The sequence below is a fragment of the Bacillus sp. 105MF genome (assembly GCF_000374885.1).
GTDB classification, from domain to species: domain Bacteria; phylum Bacillota; class Bacilli; order Bacillales; family Bacillaceae_G; genus Bacillus_A; species Bacillus_A pseudomycoides.
Window position 1 is genome coordinate 1 of the sequence record NZ_KB895602.1, and the last position, 23,834, is coordinate 23,834.

Consider the following 23,834-nt stretch of genomic DNA (forward strand, 5'->3'; position numbering starts at 1 on the left):
TCTGAAAACTTTTAATCTCTGGTATTGTACTTTTGGTAAACATGACTTCTAACATAAATTGTGTCCTCCTCCCCTTTCTAACGCTCTACATTGGCATATAAAAAGAAGCTATACAATTGCATAGCTCCTTTTTCAAAACGTATTTTGTTGTATCTTCACATCCAAAAGAATAAAATGGATCCAAACTTAATATTACTATTAATGCCTTCTGCTAATCCCTTTGCACCCATTACAACAACCAATCCTATAGCGGCTCCAATAAACCAACCTTTACTCTGGTGCCTCCCTCTTTCTCCACCCCAGATAAGGTAGTAACCACCGATACAAAATGCGATTGCCGCACTAATGAGTCCTAAACGTTGTGCCCAGGTTAAAACTGCTTCACCTGTGCTAACTAAACTAGACATGCCATCCCCGGCACCTAAAATTAAGTTATTTAATTTAAACATACCCTACACTCTCCTTATATTTAAGTTATACAACTTCACTTGATTGAGAAGGATCTATCGAACATTCAGGTGCCCTACCTTGATCTTTTTCTTCTCCTACAAATAGAGTGAGTGCTTCTAGTATTAATTCTTGATTTCCTTCAATGAACTGTTGATGTTGTGCGTGTAGCCAATTTTGATAACTTTCTCCTTTGACCTTCAGTAACTTTTCTACCAAGTCTCTTGACTTCTTTAAATCTCGTTGTGTAACAGTTGGAATAGGCAATTTATTACACCGCCTCTCTTCTCTTATTTATCGATATACATTTCCTTCATATTACGGACAAACACATCCAATTCTTTTTCTAACTCTGAAGGTTTGTATTTTTCAAATGGTATTTCCTTTTTTAGTTCTCCTTTTTGATAATACGCTAATGTATCGGGTCTTTGTTTTACCCCATAATAAGACTGACCTTTAGTTCCGTCATATTCAGGATGATAACTATTTAACTCCTTGCCACTTACATTGTTCTTTTCAAAAACATTTTTCACTTGATTTGTAAAGAAATCTCTTTCTTCCTTATCGAAAGAATAAACTACAAATCCGGTCCCATCCTGTGACATGAATTTTTTCATCTCTTGAGGGCTTAATTCTGCAAGTTCACCTTTTTTGCTATTAGAAAATACCAGTGTGGAACCAATCCCTAGAACAGCAACCAATGCAACAATAACGGCTATGATTTTTGATTTTCGAGTCATAATTTGACCTCCCTATTAGTATTAAACAAGCGATTTTGGAGTCTACTGAGAGTTCAGATCGTTTCTCCACATCTGGTTATTATTATAGCAAGAATATTGGGAAAATAATGATTAATTACCATTTATGGCTGATATGGTAAACCCTATATTGGCATGCATATGAGAGTCCATCCCGACCTGACCTCCATAAGCCCAATACTGCACAACGTTTTGGCATGTACGTAGAACCTTGTGTATCTACTGTTTTTTGTGTTCATCGCTTCTTCAGAATGTCACACTGGGATATTCCTCACGATTACTAACTCCTACAGATGATGGATACACCGTATTTTTCCCGTGGTCACAGGTGTGTTTTACGTACGCACACACCGAACAATGAATCAATCGTATACCCAACCCTTCTAGTGACCATTTCGAAAGAGGGCACGCATGTGGAATTTTCAAAGGACAGTTGTGCTTCAATAAGGAAAAACTTTCGTTTTGACCGTCTATAAAAATAGTTACGAAATTATTGGTTTTTACATTATTATCGGATAAATTTTTCTATCTCAGCACACTCCAAAACCGCTTGTTTGTTCTCGAAAATCATCTTATTTCCGTCGTTGGCACACGGTTGTCAATTCATCCTTCTGGTTTCTTCTCTTGGCAATTATCTTTTGTTTTTCATCCATGACTGAACGGACACGGTAATAGATCTCTGCAACCCTCTCAATATTTCCTGTTGTGTCTTCTACTGCTACCGCTCCTTTTAACTGATACACTTTGCCATCGAATGTTTTGACACTTTGTGCACATGACGACGATATATCATAGAATGCAAGTCTTTGCTCTTTTCCCATGTGTATCGCCTCCTCCTAAAAGGGAAGGACTTGAAATCCCCCCTCTCATCTTGTATAGTTTCCTAGTCATCTATATATCGCGAATGACTGTAGTATCCCGAAAACCTTATGCGATTCGGTTTAATTCTCTTATCTGAAGTAAAAAAGATTATTTTTGAAAGGTAAGACTATGCTAGGACTGTTGTCTGACACGATGTAGCAATTCGTTTTGCCCCATGTTTTCCGTATATACGCTGTAAAACAGAATGAGATTCTACTACGATGGAAGTTCGAATATTATAGGTAGCACTTTCTTTTAAAAACTGCTCTATATGAGGGATAGGATAAAGATCAAATTGATAAAAAACGAGATGAATCGGTCGAATTTTCTTCTTTTCAGTTAGAAAGTGGAGAAAATGAGATAATGCCTCACCTCTATCTTCATACGTACTAGTAACTGTATCTATACTGACATACATAATCACTTTTTGATTATTTTCATAATCTAAGAACACTGTATCACTTAACAAATTGTGCTTTACAATGTGATATCCTTGCGCTAGCTTCTGTTGATGTGTATCTTCATAAACTTGATCCGTTGGATCGAAAATAAAGATAAACTTTTGTTTGGCTTTTCTGACACCCTCAATCACTGTCCTATAAGCTTCTTGAGAAGCTTTTGTCACATCCACACCCTTTTCTCCTCGATCAAAAATTCCAACCGCCTGTAGAAGCCCCGAGCACTTTTGAATCACTCCTAGCATGCCTGTTTCTCCTTTCTTATTTCATTCTTTGAAACTCTTTACTCAATATTGAAACCAAAAATACTCTTTTTCTTCTCCATGCTTTTCACGTTGATGTTTTTCAAGAATGTATAACAGTGTAATAATTGTCGCATCCCTTGTCTCTTTTGAATATAAATCTAGTTCGTGAAATATTGGATACGCTGGATGCTCATTTTCTAGCGACCTTACTACTTCTACCAAGTTTGCTTCACTTTCATATATTTTTCCCGTAAACTCAATTACTTTTTTTACATCTAAGTAATACAAATTTTTATGTTTTTGATCTAAATACAAAATACTACCTGCTAATAATTTTGTAGCGGATTCCATCCAATAATCATCATGTTTTCTTGGTTTAATGACAGTTTGAGCGATTGAAAGTGCTTGCATCAGCTCTTCAGGCAACCAAGCACTTTTGCGCTGCCCAACTTCTTCCCCAAGTTTCCCTAAATTTTTCGTTTTACCGACGTAGACTCCTGTCACTACATTTCATCTCCTTTTCGGCATTATTCTGCTTTTTTACGATTTCTCATTGCAAATATCAATCCTATTAGAGCAAGTGCGATACATCCGAAACCAATCCATTTTAAATATGGATTTTCAGCTTTACCGCCTGTTGTTGGAAGTCTTGTTTCTGATTTCTCTGGTGTTTTTTCTAGTTGTGGTTTTGTAACAATTTGTTGTGGTTTCTCTGGTTGTGGAGTAACAGGCTTTTCTGTTACCTTTGGTTGTTCTGGTGTCTGTGGTTGGTCCGGTTGATGCGGTTTCTCTGGTGTTGGCAGTGTCGGCTGTTTCTGATCCTTCACCGTGTGCTTAATAATTTGACCATCTTCTTTAATTTTAAAAGAGAAGGTTTCTCCGTTAATCAAATACCCCTGTGGCGCAAATGTTTCTTTATATGTGTATTTTCCTGCTGGAAGTTTTTCAAACTTTGCAATCCCTTGCTCATTTGTTTTCCCTTTTACTACTTCCTCCCCTTTCTCATTGTAAATTGTAAACTCTGCGCCTGGAAGTTTATTATTCCCATCTGCCACGTCCACCTTCGTAATGATAAGAGTACCTTTAATTGGTTTATTTTTAGCCGTTAATGTGATAGTTTTGCTATTCTTTGAAATATTGAAAGGTATTGGGTCTTTTGATAGAACATATCCCTTTGGCGCTTGCTTTTCTACAAACTGATATGACCCAAATGGTACATTCTTGACTTCAATCATGCCATTTTTATCTGTTTTATGTTCACTGATTTTCTTCCCTTTACTATCCTGAAGGATGAATGTTGCTCCTTCTAGCTTCTTATCATGATTCTCTTCATCTACCTTAAGAAGTTGCACATTTCCTTTTACTTCTTTGTTTTCCACTGTAAATTTGAGTAGTTCCCCTTGTTCTTTAATTTGGAATGGGTATTTCGTTTTATTAAGAAGGTATCCCTCTACACCTTTCGTCTCAACAAAATAGTACTGCCCATATGGAAGATCCTTTACTTGAGCAATCCCTTGCTCATTTGTAATGGTCTTATTAACTTCTTTTCCATCCGCTGTATATACAGTGAACTCTACTTTTGGAAGAGTTTTTCCGCTGTCACTTAGCTTTGTAATCTCGATGTTTCCTTTCACTTTAGCGTTCGCTACAGTGATTGTTGCAACTTCACCAGTCTTCACTTCAAGTATTTGAGGTTTGTCGTTTAATACATAGCCAGTAGGAGCTTTTACTTCTTTTAAAGTATACTTCCCAGCTTCTAAACCAGAAAGGCTCGCTGTCCCCTCCTCATTGGTAGTAATCTTGCCTACTTTTTCGTTTGCATGGTTGAATACTTCAAATACAGCACCTTGTAACACTTCTTTTTGCTCTCCTACTTTTATAACCTTTAATCCACCAAGGGATTTCCAGTGTACCTGTAGATCTGCGCTTACTTTTTCCTCTGTTCTTTCTAATAAGACTGTTGCATCTTGCACTTTGTCATTTCCCTTATAGGCTACTGCATGCAACTTAGAAAGATTAGAAGATACTTTCAAGGAAAAAGTGCCACTTGGAGAGGATTTCGGTACAAGGATACGGAATTGTTCTCCTAGATTGAACTGTTGTTTCTCTTCTCCGTTTGTTGAAACAACTTTTGTTCCAGTTGGCGCATTAGTTAATTGGACTGTAAATACACCGTTCTTTGCATTACTTTCTACTTGATACAATGTCGTTTCAAAGTACTCATTTTTCAGTTTTGCTTCTTGATTGTCCGTCGGTGTTACATTCATGTACAGTTCTTGTGTTTCCTGACTCACATCTGCCCCAGCAGTAATTGCTTTTACAGCTTTGGCAACATTCGCATTCTTATGCTGAACTTCATTAATGTCAATTTGACCTAATGCCGCCCAAACACTAAGTTGCGTTGCATAATGTGCCTCTTTCCAGTTAGAAACTCCTAGCTCTTCTGGACTCTTTTGTGGGTATCCCTTTAGAAGTACTCTATACACAATATTATCTGTGCGCCCCATCTCTGGAAGATCATTTCCATTAGGACTGAGTTTTCCATACGTTAGGCAGTAGGCAATTTGACCATTTGTATTCTTCAGTAATTCTGTCCGTAGTTCTTTCCCGTACATGGGGCTATAACTCCATTTCATTTCATATCTCTCACGATTAATGACTTCAGCACTCGCTTTCGTCAACGGAAATACAAAATTCAGAACAACTAGAAGCATACTCATAGCAATGAGTAACGTTTGATACGATCGTTTCAACATACTAACAGCTCCCTCATATATGCAGTTTTCAAAGATCTATATTTTTAAAATTTTCAGATTTATAAACTTAAAAAATAACAATAAAACTATATCTTTTCTTCATTGTTCATTTACAATATAAATGTATGATTATTTTTTGTAAAAAAGGGTTATTCCAACTTTGCTCGATAGTAAGTTGTAAAAAAGAGGCTCTCGATAGGTACTCCAAAAAAATCCGCAATACTTTTTGCCCGACTAGAAATCAGGCCTTTTCTCCCTGATTCTACATCATACAAAGTACTGACTGGGATTTTGGAACCGTTTGAAACCTCATTAATTGTATAGCCCTTTGATTCACGAATTTCTCTTAGAACTGTCAAATGTCTCACCTCCTTATTTACAGTTTATTAGCCTTTAAGCCTAAAGTCAACACTTAAAGTTCATAATTTTAACACTTTAAGTGTGAGAATTGGGATGATCTTCTTAAAACCTACTTGTTTAAAATTGGAGTGATAACTTATATGAAAATTGAAGAAAACGTACTAGGAAAAAACATAAAAAAATTAAGGGCTTTAAAAGGAGTAAATCGCAAAGAAATGGCGGAAGATCTTAAAACTACGTATAGGACTGTTTCTAGTTGGGAAACAGGAGAAAAAAAACCTCGCCTAAACAAGTTAGAAGAAATCGCAAATTATTTTGACGTTAATACGGCTTCTTTATTAAAGAGTGAAATCCCCGATAAAGAATTATTAAATACTATAAAGGGTGAAGATCCTGTTGAACGTCTAGCCCGATTGCTTTATGAAAAGTACATGAGCGTTCCAGATAAACATAAACCTAGAATTGAAGAAGAGTTACTAAAATATGCAAACAAACTAAAAATGCAAATTGATAAAGAAGAATAAGAGGGTCCCTATGATTGAGACTCTCTTATTCTTCTTTACAGCTATATTCTGAACATAATTCAATAATTTCGCAAAATGTTTGTAAATCCATCTCTTTTATAATCTCTGTAAGCTCATATATACTTAATTTCATGTCTATCCCTCCATTTTTAGATTGTGAATATGGACACATAAATTTCGCAATTCCTTACTTAGAAATTTATAAAACATTTTATAAAAGCACAAAAGACACCGTTTAAACGATGTCTTTTTTAAATAAATAAGATTAAGAATCAGCCTCCACCACCGGGATCGACCATTCTATGCATTATGGATCTATTAACTGTATATTCCAAATTAGATTCATATGATTCGAATAAACTCGGAGAGCCTCCACCAGGATCCACATTCATATAAGAAACAAATCGATTATCTACATGTTTAAATTTAAAATAACATTGATACGATGCCATTTTATCTGATAAACCATTTACTATTGTTATCAAGAGTAAGGTAACTATTATCAATCTAAATAATTTTTTCACTCAATTCTCTCCTTTCTGTAAAAACTACATTACATTTTCTAAATATTTATCATATACTCCTTCCGCAAATTTCCCGTACAGGAAATCATTATTTGACTTAAACATATTAATGGATTTCTTTATTAATGCTAAATCATCCTTGGCCATCCCCATATAGCATGTCTGCATTGGTGATAAGTACCCTTTTTTGATTTCAATTTTTTCTAGTATACTTATAGCTTCACTTTTTTTCCCTTCCTTAATTAAAAAAAGCGCAAACTCAGCTGGATGAAGTTTATTAAATTCTATTTTATCTATATCTTTCCACCAGACAATTCTTATAAAATTGATATCGTTTAACGCTATCATAAATTTTAAACTTTCTTTCGCCCCACTCAATATATCTAAAGCTTCCAAAAAGAATTTTAAAGACTTATTGTAATCAGAGAACATGTAACTTTCTCCACGCCTAATATTCAAAAACGCTTCCATGACCGGGAAAAACTTCAGATCTCTATATGTTCTTAAGTATGTATTATGTTCTTCAAAATCTTGACACATATCTGTTCTTAAAAGAGAATAACTCCATAGTTCTTTTACCCAAAAATAATATAAATTCTTTAAATGACTATTAGTCACTAATTTCATATTATTTTCAATCCTAATCTTATATCCTTCCATCAATCCAAAATCACCTAAATCACATAAAATTAGCATACTAAGTATGTCACAATAGATTTCTATATCGTAATTTTTTTTATTGGTTATGGTTCTCGCCTTCTCGATATCTAAATATATATTTTTAACATTCTCTCCATCCAAACGGGCAATATATAAACTAAAAGCCTTTTCCAATCGCTTCATTTCAATGTCGTCACTTTTCTTGCATAATTGCGAAATAAACTTCATTAATTTCAAGTAATCATTTAAATGGGCAACTGCAAATGCAACTTTTACATTTATATTCATTCTATCTTTTAAAGTACTTAAATAATTAATAATCATTTGTTCTTGTTTATCTTTATCATTTTCAAAAACAATATATACAATTTTGGAAAAGGTGTACACTGATAATGCATTATCCTTGTTAAGATAATTTGAAATGGTTGATTTAGCAACACCAACTTCTTTTGCAAGGTCTGTGTATGTCATATTCTTAAATGATATGTAATCATCAATTTCTTTAGCTAGATTCTCCATATATATTCACCTCTTTTTCAGCGGTATTCGGTTGAGTTTATAAAATATTCAGAAACATGTGCGTTTAAGGCGATTATATCATAACTAAAAACTTCCTATTTTTCTCATTTATTAACATAATATTCAGTTTATTTTAGGCGGATGGATAATAATTTTATCTATATTTTTCTCTTTAGTATTAAATATGAACTTTAAGTGTTGATATTCTTCAAACGGAATTGTAGAATATAAATAACTTATCTATGTACGCAGGTTTTATAAACCAAAACAAAAAAAAACCCCACCGTCAAGTTTTTAATTGGTTTCTAGTTTGGCGACCGGATCCAATTAAAAACTCCAAAAGATAGGGTTTTAATTCACACTACAAATGTATGTGTTTTTATTTAGTATCATACTTGATATTAAAATTATATCATAAGGTGCATACGATGTGAATATAAAACCTTTGTTTTCCTGTTTATTTGTGGTGGGAAAAATAGGAGGTTTTTTCTGTGTTATTGCACAACTTTTTGCTCAGTCGAGCAAAAACCGAATTAAGTCCCCGAATCAAACACTTATCCAAAACACCCGGGGCTATTAATCAAGCAATCAAGAAAGTTACTACTTATATTGATAATATTGTCCTAGAATATGAGGGTGTTACTACAAAGGATTATCTTACCAAACGAAAATATGAGGCATTAGAAACTGTTTTATCCTATTTGGTACAAGAAGGGTATTCTCAAGTAAAGCAAGATCATATCAGCAAAAAATCAGGTATTTCAAAACCAATTATTAACTACGTGTTTAATTGGTTACAAGACTTGGGAGTATGCCAACAAATTAAAGTACGAAGACATGGTAAAATTGCCCCTTCAATTTACATTTTAACTCTACATAACAATTACTTAAAAATCATTGAATATTTCAAGGTAAAATGGGCTATAGCAATTGATGTATGTTCTACTTTCACTAAATTTTTAAAGAAAAAGCTCTTTAAAAAAACTGTTGAATCCAAGCATGCGAAAAAGAATATTTTATCTAATGGCATAGATATTTTAAATTTTGAAGAACTAGAAAAACCAAATAACACTGCACAAAACACTACTGATAGATCACAAGATTTAAATGATTATTTAAGTAAAGATCAGAAAAAAGCATATCGCTATATAACAAGTCAACCAGTAACATATTTAACAGAACAGGATGCTTATACTATAGCCTTAAGAATGTCGAAAAAAATTGACCGTTATCAAAGATGGGATTTTGAAAGATGCGTTGAATGGTTTGAATATAATCAAGCTGAAATAAGTAATCCCGCTCATTTTATGAAAATGTTCGCTGAAAAATCTAAGCAAAGAAAAGAGCGTAACGATTACATAGCAAAAGAAGCCTTAACTAATATGGAACACGAACAAAAATACGAAAGCAAACTTCCAATTATAGACTGGCTTAATAGCAAGAAAATGGATTCCGTTTTACAAAAAATGGGCGTTCTAAAGTCCTAATAAAAAAACATCTAAAACTTAGCCTTGCTCAAAAAAAATTAATTAGCAAGGCTATTTGTCATGTATTCTTATAACCCCCAAGCAACTTATCCTTCTTCGATACAAAGAAATTCAAAACACCTCTCAGTTCCTATAATTATTTCTCATTTTCTAGACTATTCAGCTATGAAATTTACACTTATATAAAACTGAAAATTCACTCATTTACTCACAGATTAACCTTGAAATTTACTAAGATAAAATCTTGAATCGCTTGGTATAGTTAGCCTAACATCCCTAAAATAGATTCTAATGTTTATAATAGTTTTATTTTTTAAACAAGATTTAATAAATATAGTATTCTATCCCAAATTCACAACTACTTCTATATTCAACAAGGATTAGACCTTTATCACTTTTAATAAATCAGTTGTTATTTCTGTGATTATTTAAGGAGACATATCAAATTCATAAAAAAGTAGGGAAGCTTGTAAAAACATACAAGTTTCCCTACTTTTTTACGTATTATTTAAGTTATTTTTTAAATAATTTAGCGAACCATGATTTTTCTTGTTGAGTAGATGCAACTAGCTTCTTAGTTTCTTGTATTTCACGAACTACTTCTAATAGCTGTTGATCTCTGTTATTTATTTTCCCATCAATATTCTTTTGTTGTTCATCAATCTTATTTAGTAACATTTGATTAGTTTGTTCTAAATGGTCTATACGTTTTAAAAGTTCCATGTTCATGGCTTTTTGTTCTTGAAAATATATAGAAACCTCTTTCATACTTTCATACATTGTCTGAATGATTGGCTTCGTTATTTCGTCGTCTTCATCACTCTCTTCTACCACAATATAATCTACGTTTTGTTTTAACATCCGTTCTATTATCTCTGGTGGCTCTTGTGCATCTTTCATATTAGCAATTAATTTAAAAAGCTCTAATGCTTCCTGTTCATATCTCAGTGTTCGCCCCTTCGTCCCAGCGACGGTTGGTAAATATGGTTTGAATTGATCCCGCCATGCCTGAAGAGTTGTCCGTGGCTTCCCAAGCATCCTTGCTATATCTGCAAGGGAATATGTTTTCTTGTAAGGTTCTTCCCTATCCATTTCATTGTCACCGCCTCATCGTCATTTGTTGTTATCGATGTCGGTCATGTTGTCATTGCATTGTTATTGATCATCATTTATGTCGGTCATGTTGTTGTTTTACTGTTATTCATCATCATTTATGTCGGTCGTGTTGTTGTTTTACTGTTATTCATCATCATTTATGTCCGACATGTCGGCATCTAATTGTTATGTGTCTAATTCGTTTGAAAGAAGGTATTTCCTTGTTTATTTTGAATTTTTTAAGTGTATAGGTTAATTAAATAATAAGTACGATTAAAGTCGCACTTATTATAAAAGGTATTCTTATTTTTGGTTAAATGTGCTAAAATATAATTAAAAGTAGCACTTAAGTCGTACTTAATGTATGGAGGAGGAATTATAAATGAAAATCGGAAGAAAAGTAGCGGATTTCGGAAATAGTTTTAATAATTTCATGGTTGATGGTTATTATATTGAACTTGCAACGAATGTAGTTAAAATTTCAAAGAAAAAAGCTGAGGATTTACTTGTTGATCGTATTTCTAGACCAGAAGATTTACTAGATAGATTACTAATTTCTACTGAAATTGATGGTGAAGAATCTTTCTATTTAGTTGGACAATTAGCTGAAGATAATCAATTAGCAAACTCTCATGTAAATAAGATGCACGATAAAATTAATAGTCCTATCCCTTACATAAGCTTTTTAGGAGCAATTGCATATTATCATGCTCTTAACGCTGAGCAAGAAGATAATGAAGTTGAAATTGAAAACATGAGTATGATGCTTCCAATTTGGCTTTTAAAACGCGAAGAGAAATTTAGCATTGCCCATAAAAAAATGGAAGAAAGATTTATCGGTGAACATAAAGTTAAAGTGTTAACACCAGGAATGGAAAGAGAGCTAACTATTACAGTTAATTCAGCAAAATGTAGAAATGAATCAGAAGTTGCTAGACATTCTTTAAAATATAAAATGGTTTCAAAAGATCAGAATACAAATGTAATTAGTATTGAAAAGCGATATGAATCCGAGAGATTCGATGACTATGAAGTGGTTTTAACTGACATTGGTGGCGGTTCTACAGATGCTGTGCGATTAGGTAAAGGGCTCACTACACCTAAGCACAGAGATTCTTTCCAAGTTATCGATATTGAACCATTCTTAGGATACCTAGAACGCTTTAGAAAAGAAAAATTGATTCAATACTTTAAAGATCTAAGAACATTAGAGAAATTTATTGTTAATAATTATAAAGAACAAAAGTATGTACTATCGAATGAAAATACTGGTGAAGAATATGATTTCACAGTTGAAATTGTAGAAGCACTAAAAGAATATGCAAGAATTTTAATTGCTAAAATTCTTGATGTATTCATCCCATCTAGTACGAATACGGTATTGAAATTCATCTATATCGGAGGCGAAGCACCAGTTTTAGAACCATACATCCGTCTTGCTTTATTGGATCATATGTCTGAAACAGCTGCTAAAAACAATCACTTCTTCTTGAACGATATTATTCAAAATAACGAGAAAGAAGTATTTGCTCCAACATCACGTACAATTAACCTAGCTGCGTTAGAATTAAAAGCAATTGATGAAATGAAGGGACAGTTAGCATAGAATAAAGGGACGTGCTGATAATGGCTAAAAATAGAAAAATGGCATTGCGTGCTGATAATATGCCTGACGATGTATATAAGATTCTTAATGAAAAAGCTAATAGTAGGCAATTAACAGCATTTGTTGTTGAACTGGTACAAAATGAAAAACGTTATGAGCAACTACTGCGGAAATTAGATCATGTAGAACAGAGATTAAATCTTTTAGATACAGTTGAAAATAAATTGGATCTTCTACTTACTAATGGATTTGTTCCCACACAGAAACAAGAAGATTTAAAAATGGAAGAGCCTGTACTCCAAGAAGGTAAAATTATTGATGCTAAGGAAGTACTTGGTGGTATTTCTGAAGAAGATAACGAAGAGATTGATTTCTAACTAATAAAAAGACCTTTAGGTGCAATCCTGAAGGTCTTTTTGTTTACTTCAATATAGAAATGAAAAAGGCTGAATCTGCCGTTTTCTGAGCTTTTTTTGCTGCTTTATGGGCTTTTGCTAAATCTTGTTCTAATACCATAATTTTTTTATTTGATTGAGCCTCTAATGCAGTGATTTTATTTAACTGTTCTTGGTGATGCATTTCAGCTACATAAAGATTAATTGCCTCTGGTATTGTACTTGCTCTCCTCTGCTTAATCACTTTATTTAAAAACTCTAAAATTCCCAAGTCTTGAAATTCTGCTGGAACATATGAATTTACCAACACATGATTTAGTTCATTATATTTATCTTGAAGGACCTTCTTTTTATACAATATTTCATTTAATTTTAATCGATGTGCTGTAGTTCTTCGAATAAACAGTCCAAAAATATAATTTAAGAGTTTTACAAGTATACCTACTACAAATAAGATTAGTGCTAATACAATAAGTGCTATTACAAATAATATAATATACCCAATAGCATAAAAAATACTTCCTAATAAAGAAGTTGTAGATATAGTTTGAAAAAACTCTGATCCAAGAACTAAAGCAATAAAAATTAAACCAATAATCCCCAAAACTCCCAAAGTCCAATATGAAGGAATGACATTACGTGGTTTTTCAGAAGCAACTAAATCAGAATATTCCTTTTCAAGTTCCTTCCGTTTATATAGTGCAGTATAAGTTTGTAATAAATCAAACATATCTCAATTCCCCATTTCGTTCAAAATTCAAATGTTACAATTTGAATTTCTACATTTTTGAACTTTGAGCTTGTATATTTGTATAAATAAATTCCAAGAGTTCAATTTTGAGATTGGATGTGAATGAATATTGAATGGATCCTGTATTGAATGATATCATAGGTAGTCTAATTTGATATGAAGATATTCTTAAGAAAAAGAGAAGTTTCTACGTTTAATAAATGTTTTTGGCGATAAGCGATTATATCACTTTAACTTAAATCTTGTATGATCATTATTTTATATATTCATTGTTATAAAGATCTATCTTGTAATACACATTATACCAAATTATGGAAAGTGTTACAATTAAATAGTTAGAATTTTTAGTTATAATTGATCTGAAGTGGATTAAAATAAAATTTTCTGGGGGGAATTAACTTGCCACGAATTAATCTGTGTGTGCCTTACGCTCAGAAGGAAACAGTAAAAGACCTTGGTGGAAAATGGGACATGAAGAATAAGACATGGTACATCTTTGCAAAAAACTACAAAGAAACAAAGCCTTTTTCGAAATGGATTTATACTGCACAATCATCTGAATTTTGGATTATAGAATTACATAGAGCATGCTGGAGATGTGGGAAACAAACTCCTATTTTTGCTTATTGTTTTCCCAGCGGATACATTTCATTAGAATTTGAAAACGAAGATGATGAAGACTGTTCATTTTTTGGGGAGCCTATTCAATTTTTCACACTATTAACCTATGTAGATTGTATCAGTCGTAATGCATTACAAAACATGAAAAAAATCACAAATAACTATTATCTAGATTCTACAAAGATGGGAGGAGAATATTATTTAAATCATTGCAAACATTGTAATGCAAAATTAGGGGATTTTCCATCTTTTGAGGATAACCCACTGCATACAATAGAAAATAATAAGGATATAAAAATTCATAAATTTTCTGCAGCCATTGAGATTAGTGCTTGTTATTCCTGGTATGTGTAAAACAAAAGGATACAACTATTCATTTTTTATAAATAGTTAATCTTTTTTTCTAATCGATGCGACTTTATTTCAAATCCACAGCTGATTCTATTGCATGTACTAAATATCACTGCTATAAATCTCTTTACAATATAGAAATATCCCTATTTCTATAAGTGGATATTTCCCTATATTTCTAATTTCGTTAACCTAAATATTGATATAGGGATTCTGTTAGAAAATAACTAGAGTGGTATATTTGACACTCCTATCCCTAAAGAAGGCTCCGTCGCACCGTAGTGAGCTTTCTCATTCGGAACATCTGTCAATTGACAATAAAGTCGTTTGACAATCTAGGTTTTACTCAAAAAATAGCGCCCTATAATTGGATAACATGGATACTGAACTTTGCTAATGCAAAAAATCCTAAAGATCGTCTGACTTACAATGAAATAGTCCTGATATCATTACTATAATTCCCTATTCCCCTACTGTTGTTATCAGAAATTGAGGTATAGGAGGAGCCTTTGAAAAATTAATAGAGTAATATAAATTACTGATCCTATTGTATGTACCACATATCACTACTATAATCCTCTTTACAACATAGAAATATCCCTATTTCTATAAGTGGATATTTCCCTACATTCCCACCTTTGCTATCAAAAATATTGAGATAGATCATTGCCATCAAGTTACGCTCATGCAACATCGATTATAGGAAAGCTTGTTTCTTTTTTATAACGCCCCTAAACAAAAAAAATGTACAGTCCACCTGCAGATGTCAATTCTCTCGTTTTAGGATATTTGCTTTTCTTAGCTTGATGGGCATGAGATAAAGGGCTATAAGAAATTTTTCAAATAATAAATGGAGTGGTATAAATGACAGATTCTATTGCATGTACCACATATCACTGCTATAACCTTCTATCTAATTTCGTTATCCAAAATATAGATATAAGGATTCTTTTAGAAAGTAACTAGATTGGTAGATTGGACACTCCCCCCAAAACGGGCGCTGTCGTATCGTAGTGAGCTTTCTCGTTCGGAACATCTGTCAAATGACAATAAAGTTATTTATTTTCGATTTAAAAATATAAGAGCTTTGCTACATTTTTTGTAGTAAGGCTCTTTAAAATTGTTTAATTCCTATTAAACTAAAGCGCCTGTTACTCTATTTAGTTAGATAAGTTATTTATTAGAAAAATTGTCAATCACTTGGATAGCTAGTTTCAACGCTTTTATTCTTCTTTCTAAAAGCGTTCTTTGGGGACTACCAGCCTTTGACTTATCATAAATGTTCTCAATTGATGGAAGCAAACCAGTAAGAACATTGCGAGCTTCCGCTATATCTTCCTGGGTGTAATGATAGGTTCTTTGATTCCAAACGTTTTCTAGCATTGCTAAGCCGATACAAATAGCTTTGAGTCGTTTCTTTACTAAGGTAGTATTTGCGCCTTTCTGAGTCATTTGTGACAAGGCATTTTCGAGTTTACTGATTGTCGATTGTAAAGATTTTATTGATTCCAATTTGTCTACATTTGATACGTTTTCCATGTTAGCACTGTCCCTTCTTCGTTTCTGAATTATTTTGCTTGATACTTGATAAAATCGCTAAGAACCTGATTTCACTCGCAATATTTTAACATAAATAACTAACTTTCTTTGAGAGGGATTCTCAATAATCCGGCCCAATTATTGAACACAAGTTAACTAACACTCTTCAACTAACCCTCCTGTTAGTCCAATAAGAATTAAACAACTCTATTATTTTTTAAACGACTTTTTAGCACTTAACAAAATGCTTTCATGTACAGAAAACACCTTATCAGTCTACAACTACTTTTTAACAGTCTAATGCTTTTTTCTATAGTCTAAAACATTTTTTTAATGAGACAATATCTCTGCTTTTGTTATCAGAAATGGAGGTATAGGGGGAAATTTTGAAAAATTACTGGAGTAATATAAATTGCTGATTCTACTGCATGTACCACATATCACTACTATAATCATCTTTACAATATCAAAATATCCCTATTTCTATAAGTGGATATTTCCCTATGTCCCTGCTTTTACTATCAACAATATTGAAATAGGTCATTGCCACCAAGTTAAGCTCATACAACGTTGATTATGGAAAAGTTTTTTATAACGCTCCTAAAACAACCTGTACATTTCCACCTGGAGATGCCAATTTTCTCGTTCTAGGATATTTGCTTTTCTTAGCTTGATGGTGATATGGGTATGAGGTATAAGGGAGGGGGTTAAAAAATAAATGGAGTGGTATAAATAGCTGATTCTATTGCATGTACCACATATCCTTGCTATAATTTTCTTTATAATATAGAAATTTCCCTATTTCTATACATAGAAATAGGGAAATAGGGAATTTTTCAAAAAGATAAATGGAGTGGTATAAATGGCTATTACTATTACTGTTGGGAATTACAAAGGGGGCGTTGGTAAAACCACTAATGCTGTATTAAACTCTTATGAATTCGCAAAAAAGGGGAAACGAACTTTACTCGTTGACCTTGATCCGCAGAGTAATGCAACAAAATCTCTAATGTTAACAAAATCTATCCTTAATCCTGATGAAAAGGTAACTTTAAATAAAACATTAATGAAAGGAATTCAAGATGGGAATTTAGATGGATTAGAAATTGAAATAATGGAAAATTTATATTTAATTCCTTCTTATGTTGATTTTCAAGATTTCGCAAAATTTCTATATAAATCGTGTTCTTCGGAAGCAGAAGAAGATTTCTACTTTAAGGGATTACTTGAGAAAATAAAACATAAATACGATTACATATTTATCGATGTTCCACCTATGTCAATTGAAGTCACAAAAAATGCAGTTGTAGCTTCTGATTATGTTCTTATAACTCTACAAACACAAGAACGTTCTCTTACAGGTGCAGAAAACTACATTAACCAACTAATAAAATTAAAAGAGCAATATGATCTTGATATTGAAGTTGTAGGTATTCTTCCAGTGCTATTAAAAAATAATGGTAAAGTGGATGAATACATTATGGAAAATGCTCGTGAAATTTTTGGTGAAGAAAACCTATTTAAAAATATCGTTCCACAGATGGAACGTATTAAAAGGTTTGATGTAAACGGTATTACTGAAAATGATAGACATGATTTAAATGTAATAGAACTATACGAAAAGATTAGTGATGAATTATTGTCTCGTATCAATATTTTTGAAAGTTTGAAGGTTGGTGTATAACATGGCAAAAACTCCTGGATTATTAGTCAGAAAAAAGAGCAATTTTAATCCAACAGATCCTTATATCCCAAACGAGGATTCAGTTGTAACACCGGAGAAAAAGAAATTTAAAAACCAACAGGGCAGTATTAAAATTTCTAGTCAATCTAAGGAAGAGCTTGGAGCACTAATGAAACTCACTAATAAAAAATATGCTCATGAAATAATTGATTTACTTATACATCATTATGTAGAAAATCAATTAACTCCTGAACAGAAAAAGAAATTTAAATTATTAACAGAGATCTAGAAATATAGAAATATTCCTATTAAGAAATAGGGATATTTCTATATTTTCGTAGTTTAAAAAAATACCGTCACCAGAACTTCCTCCTCGACTTTTTCTTCTCTTTTGCCGCTGCAGCTTCCTCATGATATTCCTTATGTAAAGTGATAATAAAGTTATTTAATTTCGATATAAAAATATAAGAGCCTTACTACATTTTTTTGTAGTAAAGCTCTTTAAAGTTGTTTAATTCTTATGGAACTAAATCACTCGTTACTCTATTTAGTTAGATAAGTTATTTATTAGGAAAATTGTCAATCACTTGGATAGCTAGTTTCAATGCTTTTATTCTCCTTTCTAAAAGCGTTCTTTGGAGACTACCAGCCTTTGACTTATCATAAATGTTCTCAATTGATGGAAGCAAACCAGTAAGAACATTGCGAGCTTCTGCTAAATCTTCCTGGGTGTAATGATGGGGCCTTTGATTCTAAACGTTTTCTAGCATTGCTAAGCCGATGCAAACAGCTTTGAGTCGTTTCTTTACTAAGGTAGTATTTGTGCCTTTCTGATTCATCTGTGACAAGGCATTTTCGAGTTTACTGATTGTCGATTGTAAAGATTTTATTGCTTCCAATTTATCTACATTTGATACGTTTTCCATGTTAGTACTGTCCCTTCTTCGTTTCTGAATTACTTTGCCTGATACTTGATAAAATCGTTAAGAACCTGATTTCACTTGCAATATTTTAACATAAATAACTACCTCTCTTTGAGAGGGATTCTCAATAATCTGGCCCAATTGTTGAACACAAGTTAACTAACACTCTTTAACTAACCTGCCTGTTAGTCCAATAAGAATTAAACAACTTTATTATTTTTCAAACGACTTTATTGTAAATTAAACAGCTTTTTTGTCACTTAACACCTTAATCAATCGTTTTGTCTCTAAAGCTAACTGTTTAATATTTTCCTTGCACTTGGCTACAATAACACTACGCCACTAATCAGTAGTAACATCCCATTATTTTTGTGCTAGTAGCGCTATTCTTTTTATCTCTTCAAGATCAGGAGTATCCTTTTAGTTTCATTTTCATTGTAGTCAATCTCTTTTGACATCGATGGTTTAGGCATTATCCGTTAATTCTATTACATGTACCACATATCATCACTGTGTTCTTTTCCCACAGCATAGAAACATCCCTATTTCTATATTTTTGTGATTTTAAAAAATATCGTCACCAGAACTTCCTCCACGACTTTTTCTTTTCTCTCGCCGCTGCAACTTCCTCATGATATTCCTTCATCAATCGTTTTATCTCTAAAGCTAACTGTTTAATATTTTTCTTGTACTTCGTTAGCTACAATAACACTACGCCACTAATCAGTATTAGCCCCTCCATTGTTTATAAGCCAGTAGCGCCATTCTTTTTATCTCTTCAAAATCTGGAATATCCTTTATTTTCATTTTAGTTAATCGCCTTTGAAATCAATGGTTTAGGCATTATCCGTTAATTCTATGATTCTATTACATGTACCATATATCATTGCTATAATCTTCTTTCCAATATAGAAATATCCCTATTTCTATAAGTAGATTTCTATATATATCCCTACTTTTGTTATCAGAAATAGCGCAGATTCTCCTATTTCTTCACCTAAAAATGAGTAAAGACAAGTGAATGTGTAAGAGAAAAAGAAATTTAAAAACCAACAGGGCAGTTTTAAAATTTCTAGTCCATCTAAGGAAGAACCTGAAGCACTAATGAAACTCACTAATAGGCAATATGCTCATGAAATAATTAATTTACTTATTAATCGTTATGTAGAAAATGAATTAACTCTTGAACAGAAAAGGGAATTTAAATTATTAACAAAGTATAGAAATATCCCTGTTTCTAAATAGGGATATTTCTATATTTTTGTAATGTATTTTAAAACAGGCAAATTCAATAACTACACTAAAAAGAGTCCTATTTCTAGGACTCTTTTTAATACTAATTTTAGCTTTAATTTACATTTTATCGATGATTATTTGTCTTTTATACCATTGGTTTAATTTGTCTCTCGCAGTTCCAGAGAGACGCTTTGTTTTTTTATTATAGAATCTAGATAGAGTGGGCTGTGATATGCCTATCTCTGCTGAGAGCTCTCGCATAGTTATGTTCTTTCTCCTATGCATAAATTCTATTCTATCCCTGATTAATTGTTCGGTTCCATTCATATCTAATGGTTTTTCTTCAATTTTTACTGGTTGATTTTCCTCATGTATTACATCTAAAGTCTTCTTTTTTGCTAAGTTTTCCATTGAATGAATTAATTCTTTAGGTGGTAGTATTACTATTCCTAACTGTGAATAATAATTTTTAAACCAATTCTTCTTCGTCAATTGTTCCTCATCTAAACCTTTATCATATCCCCAATGGGAAATTACACCTTCTTTTTCTAAGTCAATCAAAACATTTTCTAGTTGATCACGAATACGGTTAGGCTTTTGCTTTTGGTTTATGCCCATCACCGCTAATAACCCTTTATCTCCCCCTATAGAATAGGGCCTTTTTAAGTTAGAAAACATTTGACGAATTCTCCACTGCCATGTCAAATAACGAATTAACCTTTTATGATATTTGTGTCTATAGCTATTATATTCAAGGGCCTTTTTTGATAATAGTGCTGTAGTGCTATTAGATCCATATAGATAACTGGATAAGAAACTTCCCGGTTTAATTCGGCACGATTCTATACCCATGTATTCATTTGTATTTTTATCTCTCCAAAGCACTACAGAATCTAATACAAATAACCTTTTAATTACTTCACGCTTTACTTCATAATGTTTACCTGTTTCAGCGCGATCATTTAGTACGACTACTTCATTCTCATCATTTAAGTATATGAAAATACTTGCTAGAGCCGCTATACGTTTAGCTACCTTAATCTTATCTTCCACTCTATAATATTCAACACCACTTGCTTTTGCTTTTGAAATACTGCACATTTCTAAAACTTGTTCATATGAAAAATCAATAAATTCATCAGGTGAGTTTGCTTCATTTAGCCATTGAATTGTGATGGTATCTAATACGTCCGCTGTTAAATCATCCATATTACTCATTACACCATCTACTAATGTATTCCATCTTGCGGCTTCCTCAATATTCGTTAACCTTAGGTCTTCATCTTTATGAGAGGAAAGCTGTGCTACTCCATTACTATCTTTCGTTTCAATGGGATATGATTTTAATTTTGTATTTTCATCTTCCTCAAATTGATTCTTTGCTATCCCATCTCTTAACTTATAATAAACGGCGGAATTATTTACTTCTAAATAATTTTCATGCGCTATATTCGCATCAGGTTCAATCACTGGTGTATGTGTTACAGTATTAACTGTATCTTCATTACGAAACTCTTGGGCTATAAAGACATCTATTGTTTCATGAATTGTTACTTTGTGAGTATCTATATTTTTGAATATATCTAAAGCTGAAATGCCTTTTCCTTGCTGCTGCTTCACCCACTGTACAAGCATTGAAAATGATGGAGAAAGGTATTCTGAAGTTACAATTTTACTATTATCTGCTTCAACGTCTACATAGTATGAATTCCATTTACGCCACAATGGCTCGTTCTGTTTATAAATTGGTTCTGTTATTGATAATGCATCTCTAAACAACTGTAGAACGTCTTCCATATATATTTTGCTCCTTATATAAATTTAATAAATGTTATTTAAACGTGAAAATACTTAGCTATATGATGTCCCTTTCTAAATAACAAGAAAGATAATTAGAATATTTTATTTGAAATTTTCTACGTTACACCTTTACAAGATCCTAGTATTTATACTTATAATCATCCCTTTAAATGATTATACAAGACCAACTCAATTTGTAAAATCCAAATACGACTTAATTCAAAGGCTTGAGTAGTATCCTAGTTTTTTTCATAGATCCTGCTTCTATTAGTATCATTTTTCATAAACATGAAAATCTGTAGCTATATCATTCCCCTTTCAACTGCACAATCTTTTTAAAAAAGAGGGCTACAGCTTGATATAATAGATTTTCTTTTATAATTACAATATGCAACATGAAAATTTTTAGCTATATGATGTCTCTTTTGAATAATGTAAATGTTCTATAAACCCTTTGATATCATACACCCACTACCTTTTATTCGTATTTTTAACTATTTATAGAATATGAAAATCTGTAGCGGTATGATGTCCTTTTTTCATACAAAGATGAAAAGGTCTTAGTTATATGATGTCCCTTTTAAAATTTGAAATTCCGAGATTGAATCCTTTAATATCAACGCTTAAAGACTATTCTATGAATAATCTCATATCTAAAAACATGAAAACTCATAGCTATATGATGCCCCCTTTGAATAACGTGAATGTTCTATAAACCCTTTGATATCATACATTCACTTCCGTTTGCTCTTATTTTCGACTATTTATAGAATATGAAAATCTGTAGCGGTATGATGTCCCTTTTTTTATAAAAAGATGAAAAGGATTTAGCTATATGATGTCCCTTTTAAAATTCGAAATTTTGAGTTCGAACTCTTTAATACCAATGTTTAAAGGCAATTCTATGAATAATTTCGTATCTAAAAACATGAAAACTTATAGCCATATGATGTCCCTTTTGTATTTATAAAAGAACCTCATAAACATTATTGTATCAATGTTTATGAGGTTCTTTCTAATGATTTATTGATTTTCTAGAAAGATGAAAATCTGTAGCGGTATGATGTCCATAAAAAAAAATCGATACATCTTCAAACCCCTTGATACACAAGGGATTAACGTGCATTTCATCTTTTCATTTTTTCTCTTAAAGGGGCACATTTCATCAAATTTCGATTTGCTATAATCATAATTGGTATATTTTATAGTGTTTTGGCATATATTTCTGGATTTATGTGTAGGAGGTGAAAAAGATGAGACAATCATTTATTATTCGTAATCAACGTAGTCTAAATGGACAAGATACAAATGCAGTTTTAGTAACATTGAAATCTTGGCAGAAACTTGTTGAAGCTTTTGAAGAAAAATACTACAGCTATAAAGATACATACCTTGAGGATATTCTGGATCATATGACATATGAAGAACGTATTGCTGATGTAGATGGCTTTGTGGCTCAGGCGAAACCATCTTTTTCAAGTCGTACACTATCTGCTATTTCAGAAAAAATGGGACGAAAACATAAATTATATGGTATTACAAATGCTGATCTTGAAGTCTTCTTATATCTACACAAGAAATGTTACACGAATGGGGTCATTCCAAATGTAACAGTACATATGATGTGGGAAGATTACAAGCAATATAAAGAGGAATTTGCTTATATACAACATTCTCAGTTCTATATTGCATTAAAGAAATTAAGTTTACATAACATTATTACAATAGAAAATGAATTAGATGGTCGCTATACCATTAAGCTCACTCATTTTATGAACGAAGAAACTGAAAAGGCAAATTCCTATGTTTATATTAGCCCAGTCGTATTTACCAAGGCTTTCTTTGAGCTTTCAGTTGCGGCTAAGAAACTATTCTTGGACATTGCTATGCAACAGCACAGCGAAACGACTCTTAAACGTTCCTTAGATAAACAAGATGAAAGAGGAAATACAACTCATTTTGGAGGGATGTACCGCTTTTTACATAAGAAATACCCACATCAAATCCGTGCGGTTATGACAGAATTAACAACTGCATTACCATGTACAGGGACTCCCCTATTCAAAATTTGCAAATTACAAAAAGGGGTTAAAAATAAAAAAAGATATACGACGTTATATCTATCCTTACATACAGATTTCTTATGTACAAAAGAAGCTGGAGAAGTACAGTATCGCGATCCATTCACGCCAAAGGTTACGTATGCACGAAAAGCTCGTTTTATTGAATCTGTG

21 protein-coding genes and 3 pseudogenes are annotated in these 23,834 nt (G+C 32.4%); 9 read left to right on the forward strand and 15 right to left on the reverse strand.

The window, feature by feature from the left end:
- Positions 1-155: 155 nt before the first annotated feature.
- The 8 genes from C564_RS0127660 to C564_RS0127695 all read right to left on the reverse strand — a co-directional run bounded on the left by C564_RS0127660 (position 156) and on the right by C564_RS0127695 (position 5,884).
- Positions 156-449, reverse strand: a complete 294-nt coding sequence (locus tag C564_RS0127660; protein WP_018767426.1) for a hypothetical protein — start codon at positions 447-449, stop codon at positions 156-158.
- Between the two features lie 25 nt (positions 450-474).
- The gene (locus C564_RS0127665) at positions 475-714 is read right to left on the reverse strand and encodes a hypothetical protein (RefSeq protein WP_018767633.1); all 240 of its coding nucleotides are present in this window, start codon (positions 712-714) and stop codon (positions 475-477) included.
- A gap of 23 nt (positions 715-737) precedes the next feature.
- Positions 738-1,187, reverse strand: coding sequence for a hypothetical protein (locus C564_RS0127670; protein WP_018767634.1), 450 nt, complete (start codon positions 1,185-1,187; stop codon positions 738-740).
- 590 nt (positions 1,188-1,777) lie between these two features.
- Complete coding sequence (locus tag C564_RS0127675; protein ID WP_003203347.1) at positions 1,778-2,026, reverse strand: hypothetical protein; 249 nt, start codon at positions 2,024-2,026, stop codon at positions 1,778-1,780.
- A gap of 167 nt (positions 2,027-2,193) precedes the next feature.
- The gene (locus tag C564_RS0127680) at positions 2,194-2,769 is read right to left on the reverse strand and encodes a TraM recognition domain-containing protein (RefSeq protein ID WP_018767635.1); all 576 of its coding nucleotides are present in this window, start codon (positions 2,767-2,769) and stop codon (positions 2,194-2,196) included.
- A 42-nt stretch (positions 2,770-2,811) separates the two neighbouring features.
- A complete protein-coding gene (locus C564_RS0127685) occupies positions 2,812-3,273 on the reverse strand; it encodes a hypothetical protein (protein WP_018767636.1) in 462 nt (153 codons plus the stop codon).
- 23 nt (positions 3,274-3,296) lie between these two features.
- Complete coding sequence (locus C564_RS0127690) at positions 3,297-5,525, reverse strand: SpaA isopeptide-forming pilin-related protein (protein ID WP_018767637.1); 2,229 nt, start codon at positions 5,523-5,525, stop codon at positions 3,297-3,299.
- A gap of 149 nt (positions 5,526-5,674) precedes the next feature.
- Positions 5,675-5,884, reverse strand: coding sequence for a helix-turn-helix domain-containing protein (locus tag C564_RS0127695; protein ID WP_016133014.1), 210 nt, complete (start codon positions 5,882-5,884; stop codon positions 5,675-5,677).
- Positions 5,885-6,025: 141 nt separating this feature from the next.
- Here C564_RS0127695 and C564_RS0127700 point away from each other — a divergent pair, with 141 nt between their 5' ends.
- A complete protein-coding gene (locus tag C564_RS0127700; protein WP_016133013.1) occupies positions 6,026-6,409 on the forward strand; it encodes a helix-turn-helix domain-containing protein in 384 nt (127 codons plus the stop codon).
- Positions 6,410-6,681: 272 nt separating this feature from the next.
- On the opposite strand, the gene C564_RS0127710 is transcribed toward C564_RS0127700, so the two are convergent.
- The gene (locus C564_RS0127710; protein WP_018767639.1) at positions 6,682-6,933 is read right to left on the reverse strand and encodes a hypothetical protein; all 252 of its coding nucleotides are present in this window, start codon (positions 6,931-6,933) and stop codon (positions 6,682-6,684) included.
- Between the two features lie 24 nt (positions 6,934-6,957).
- Positions 6,958-8,112, reverse strand: a complete 1,155-nt coding sequence (locus tag C564_RS0127715; protein ID WP_018767640.1) for an AimR family lysis-lysogeny pheromone receptor — start codon at positions 8,110-8,112, stop codon at positions 6,958-6,960.
- Between the two features lie 491 nt (positions 8,113-8,603).
- Here C564_RS0127715 and C564_RS0127720 point away from each other — a divergent pair, with 491 nt between their 5' ends.
- Complete coding sequence (locus C564_RS0127720) at positions 8,604-9,599, forward strand: hypothetical protein (protein WP_018767641.1); 996 nt, start codon at positions 8,604-8,606, stop codon at positions 9,597-9,599.
- A gap of 513 nt (positions 9,600-10,112) precedes the next feature.
- Here C564_RS0127720 and C564_RS0127725 read toward each other — a convergent pair.
- On the reverse strand, positions 10,113-10,691 hold the full coding sequence (locus C564_RS0127725; RefSeq protein WP_018767642.1) for a DUF3967 domain-containing protein: 579 nt from the start codon (positions 10,689-10,691) through the stop codon (positions 10,113-10,115).
- 385 nt (positions 10,692-11,076) lie between these two features.
- Here C564_RS0127725 and C564_RS0127730 point away from each other — a divergent pair, with 385 nt between their 5' ends.
- Both C564_RS0127730 and C564_RS0127735 read left to right on the forward strand, forming a co-directional pair.
- Entirely contained in the window at positions 11,077-12,300 is a 1,224-nt protein-coding gene (locus C564_RS0127730) for a ParM/StbA family protein (protein ID WP_018767643.1), read from the forward strand.
- Between the two features lie 20 nt (positions 12,301-12,320).
- Entirely contained in the window at positions 12,321-12,677 is a 357-nt protein-coding gene (locus C564_RS0127735; protein WP_018767644.1) for a hypothetical protein, read from the forward strand.
- Positions 12,678-12,720: 43 nt separating this feature from the next.
- Here C564_RS0127735 and C564_RS0127740 read toward each other — a convergent pair whose 3' ends face one another.
- Entirely contained in the window at positions 12,721-13,425 is a 705-nt protein-coding gene (locus tag C564_RS0127740; protein ID WP_018767645.1) for a CvpA family protein, read from the reverse strand.
- A 420-nt stretch (positions 13,426-13,845) separates the two neighbouring features.
- Between C564_RS0127740 and C564_RS0127745 the strand changes: the two genes are divergently transcribed.
- Positions 13,846-14,421, forward strand: coding sequence for a DUF5710 domain-containing protein (locus C564_RS0127745; RefSeq protein WP_018767646.1), 576 nt, complete (start codon positions 13,846-13,848; stop codon positions 14,419-14,421).
- Positions 14,422-15,591: 1,170 nt separating this feature from the next.
- Here the strand turns inward: C564_RS0127745 and C564_RS0127755 are convergent.
- Positions 15,592-15,957, reverse strand: a complete 366-nt coding sequence (locus C564_RS0127755; RefSeq protein WP_018767648.1) for a hypothetical protein — start codon at positions 15,955-15,957, stop codon at positions 15,592-15,594.
- Between the two features lie 862 nt (positions 15,958-16,819).
- On the opposite strand from C564_RS0127755, the gene C564_RS0127760 reads away from it, so the two are divergent.
- Together C564_RS0127760 and C564_RS0127765 are read left to right on the forward strand one after the other, a co-directional pair.
- Positions 16,820-17,641 carry a ParA family protein gene (locus tag C564_RS0127760; RefSeq protein ID WP_018767649.1) on the forward strand — a complete coding sequence of 274 codons (822 nt, stop codon included), beginning with the start codon at positions 16,820-16,822 and terminating at the stop codon, positions 17,639-17,641.
- Between the two features lies 1 nt (position 17,642).
- Positions 17,643-17,930: a hypothetical protein gene (locus C564_RS0127765; RefSeq protein WP_006097652.1), complete on the forward strand. Its 288-nt coding sequence runs from the start codon at positions 17,643-17,645 to the stop codon at positions 17,928-17,930.
- 271 nt (positions 17,931-18,201) lie between these two features.
- Here C564_RS0127765 and C564_RS33855 read toward each other — a convergent pair.
- Positions 18,202-18,567, reverse strand: a pseudogene (locus tag C564_RS33855) (hypothetical protein).
- Positions 18,568-19,593: 1,026 nt separating this feature from the next.
- On the opposite strand from C564_RS33855, the pseudogene C564_RS37850 reads away from it, so the two are divergent.
- Positions 19,594-19,809: pseudogene (locus C564_RS37850) on the forward strand (hypothetical protein); the annotation flags it as partial.
- 108 nt (positions 19,810-19,917) lie between these two features.
- Here the strand turns inward: C564_RS37850 and C564_RS0127780 are convergent.
- The gene (locus C564_RS0127780; RefSeq protein WP_018767651.1) at positions 19,918-21,597 is read right to left on the reverse strand and encodes a helix-turn-helix domain-containing protein; all 1,680 of its coding nucleotides are present in this window, start codon (positions 21,595-21,597) and stop codon (positions 19,918-19,920) included.
- A gap of 1,256 nt (positions 21,598-22,853) precedes the next feature.
- On the opposite strand from C564_RS0127780, the pseudogene C564_RS0127785 reads away from it, so the two are divergent.
- Positions 22,854-23,834, forward strand: a pseudogene (locus C564_RS0127785) (hypothetical protein); the annotation flags it as partial.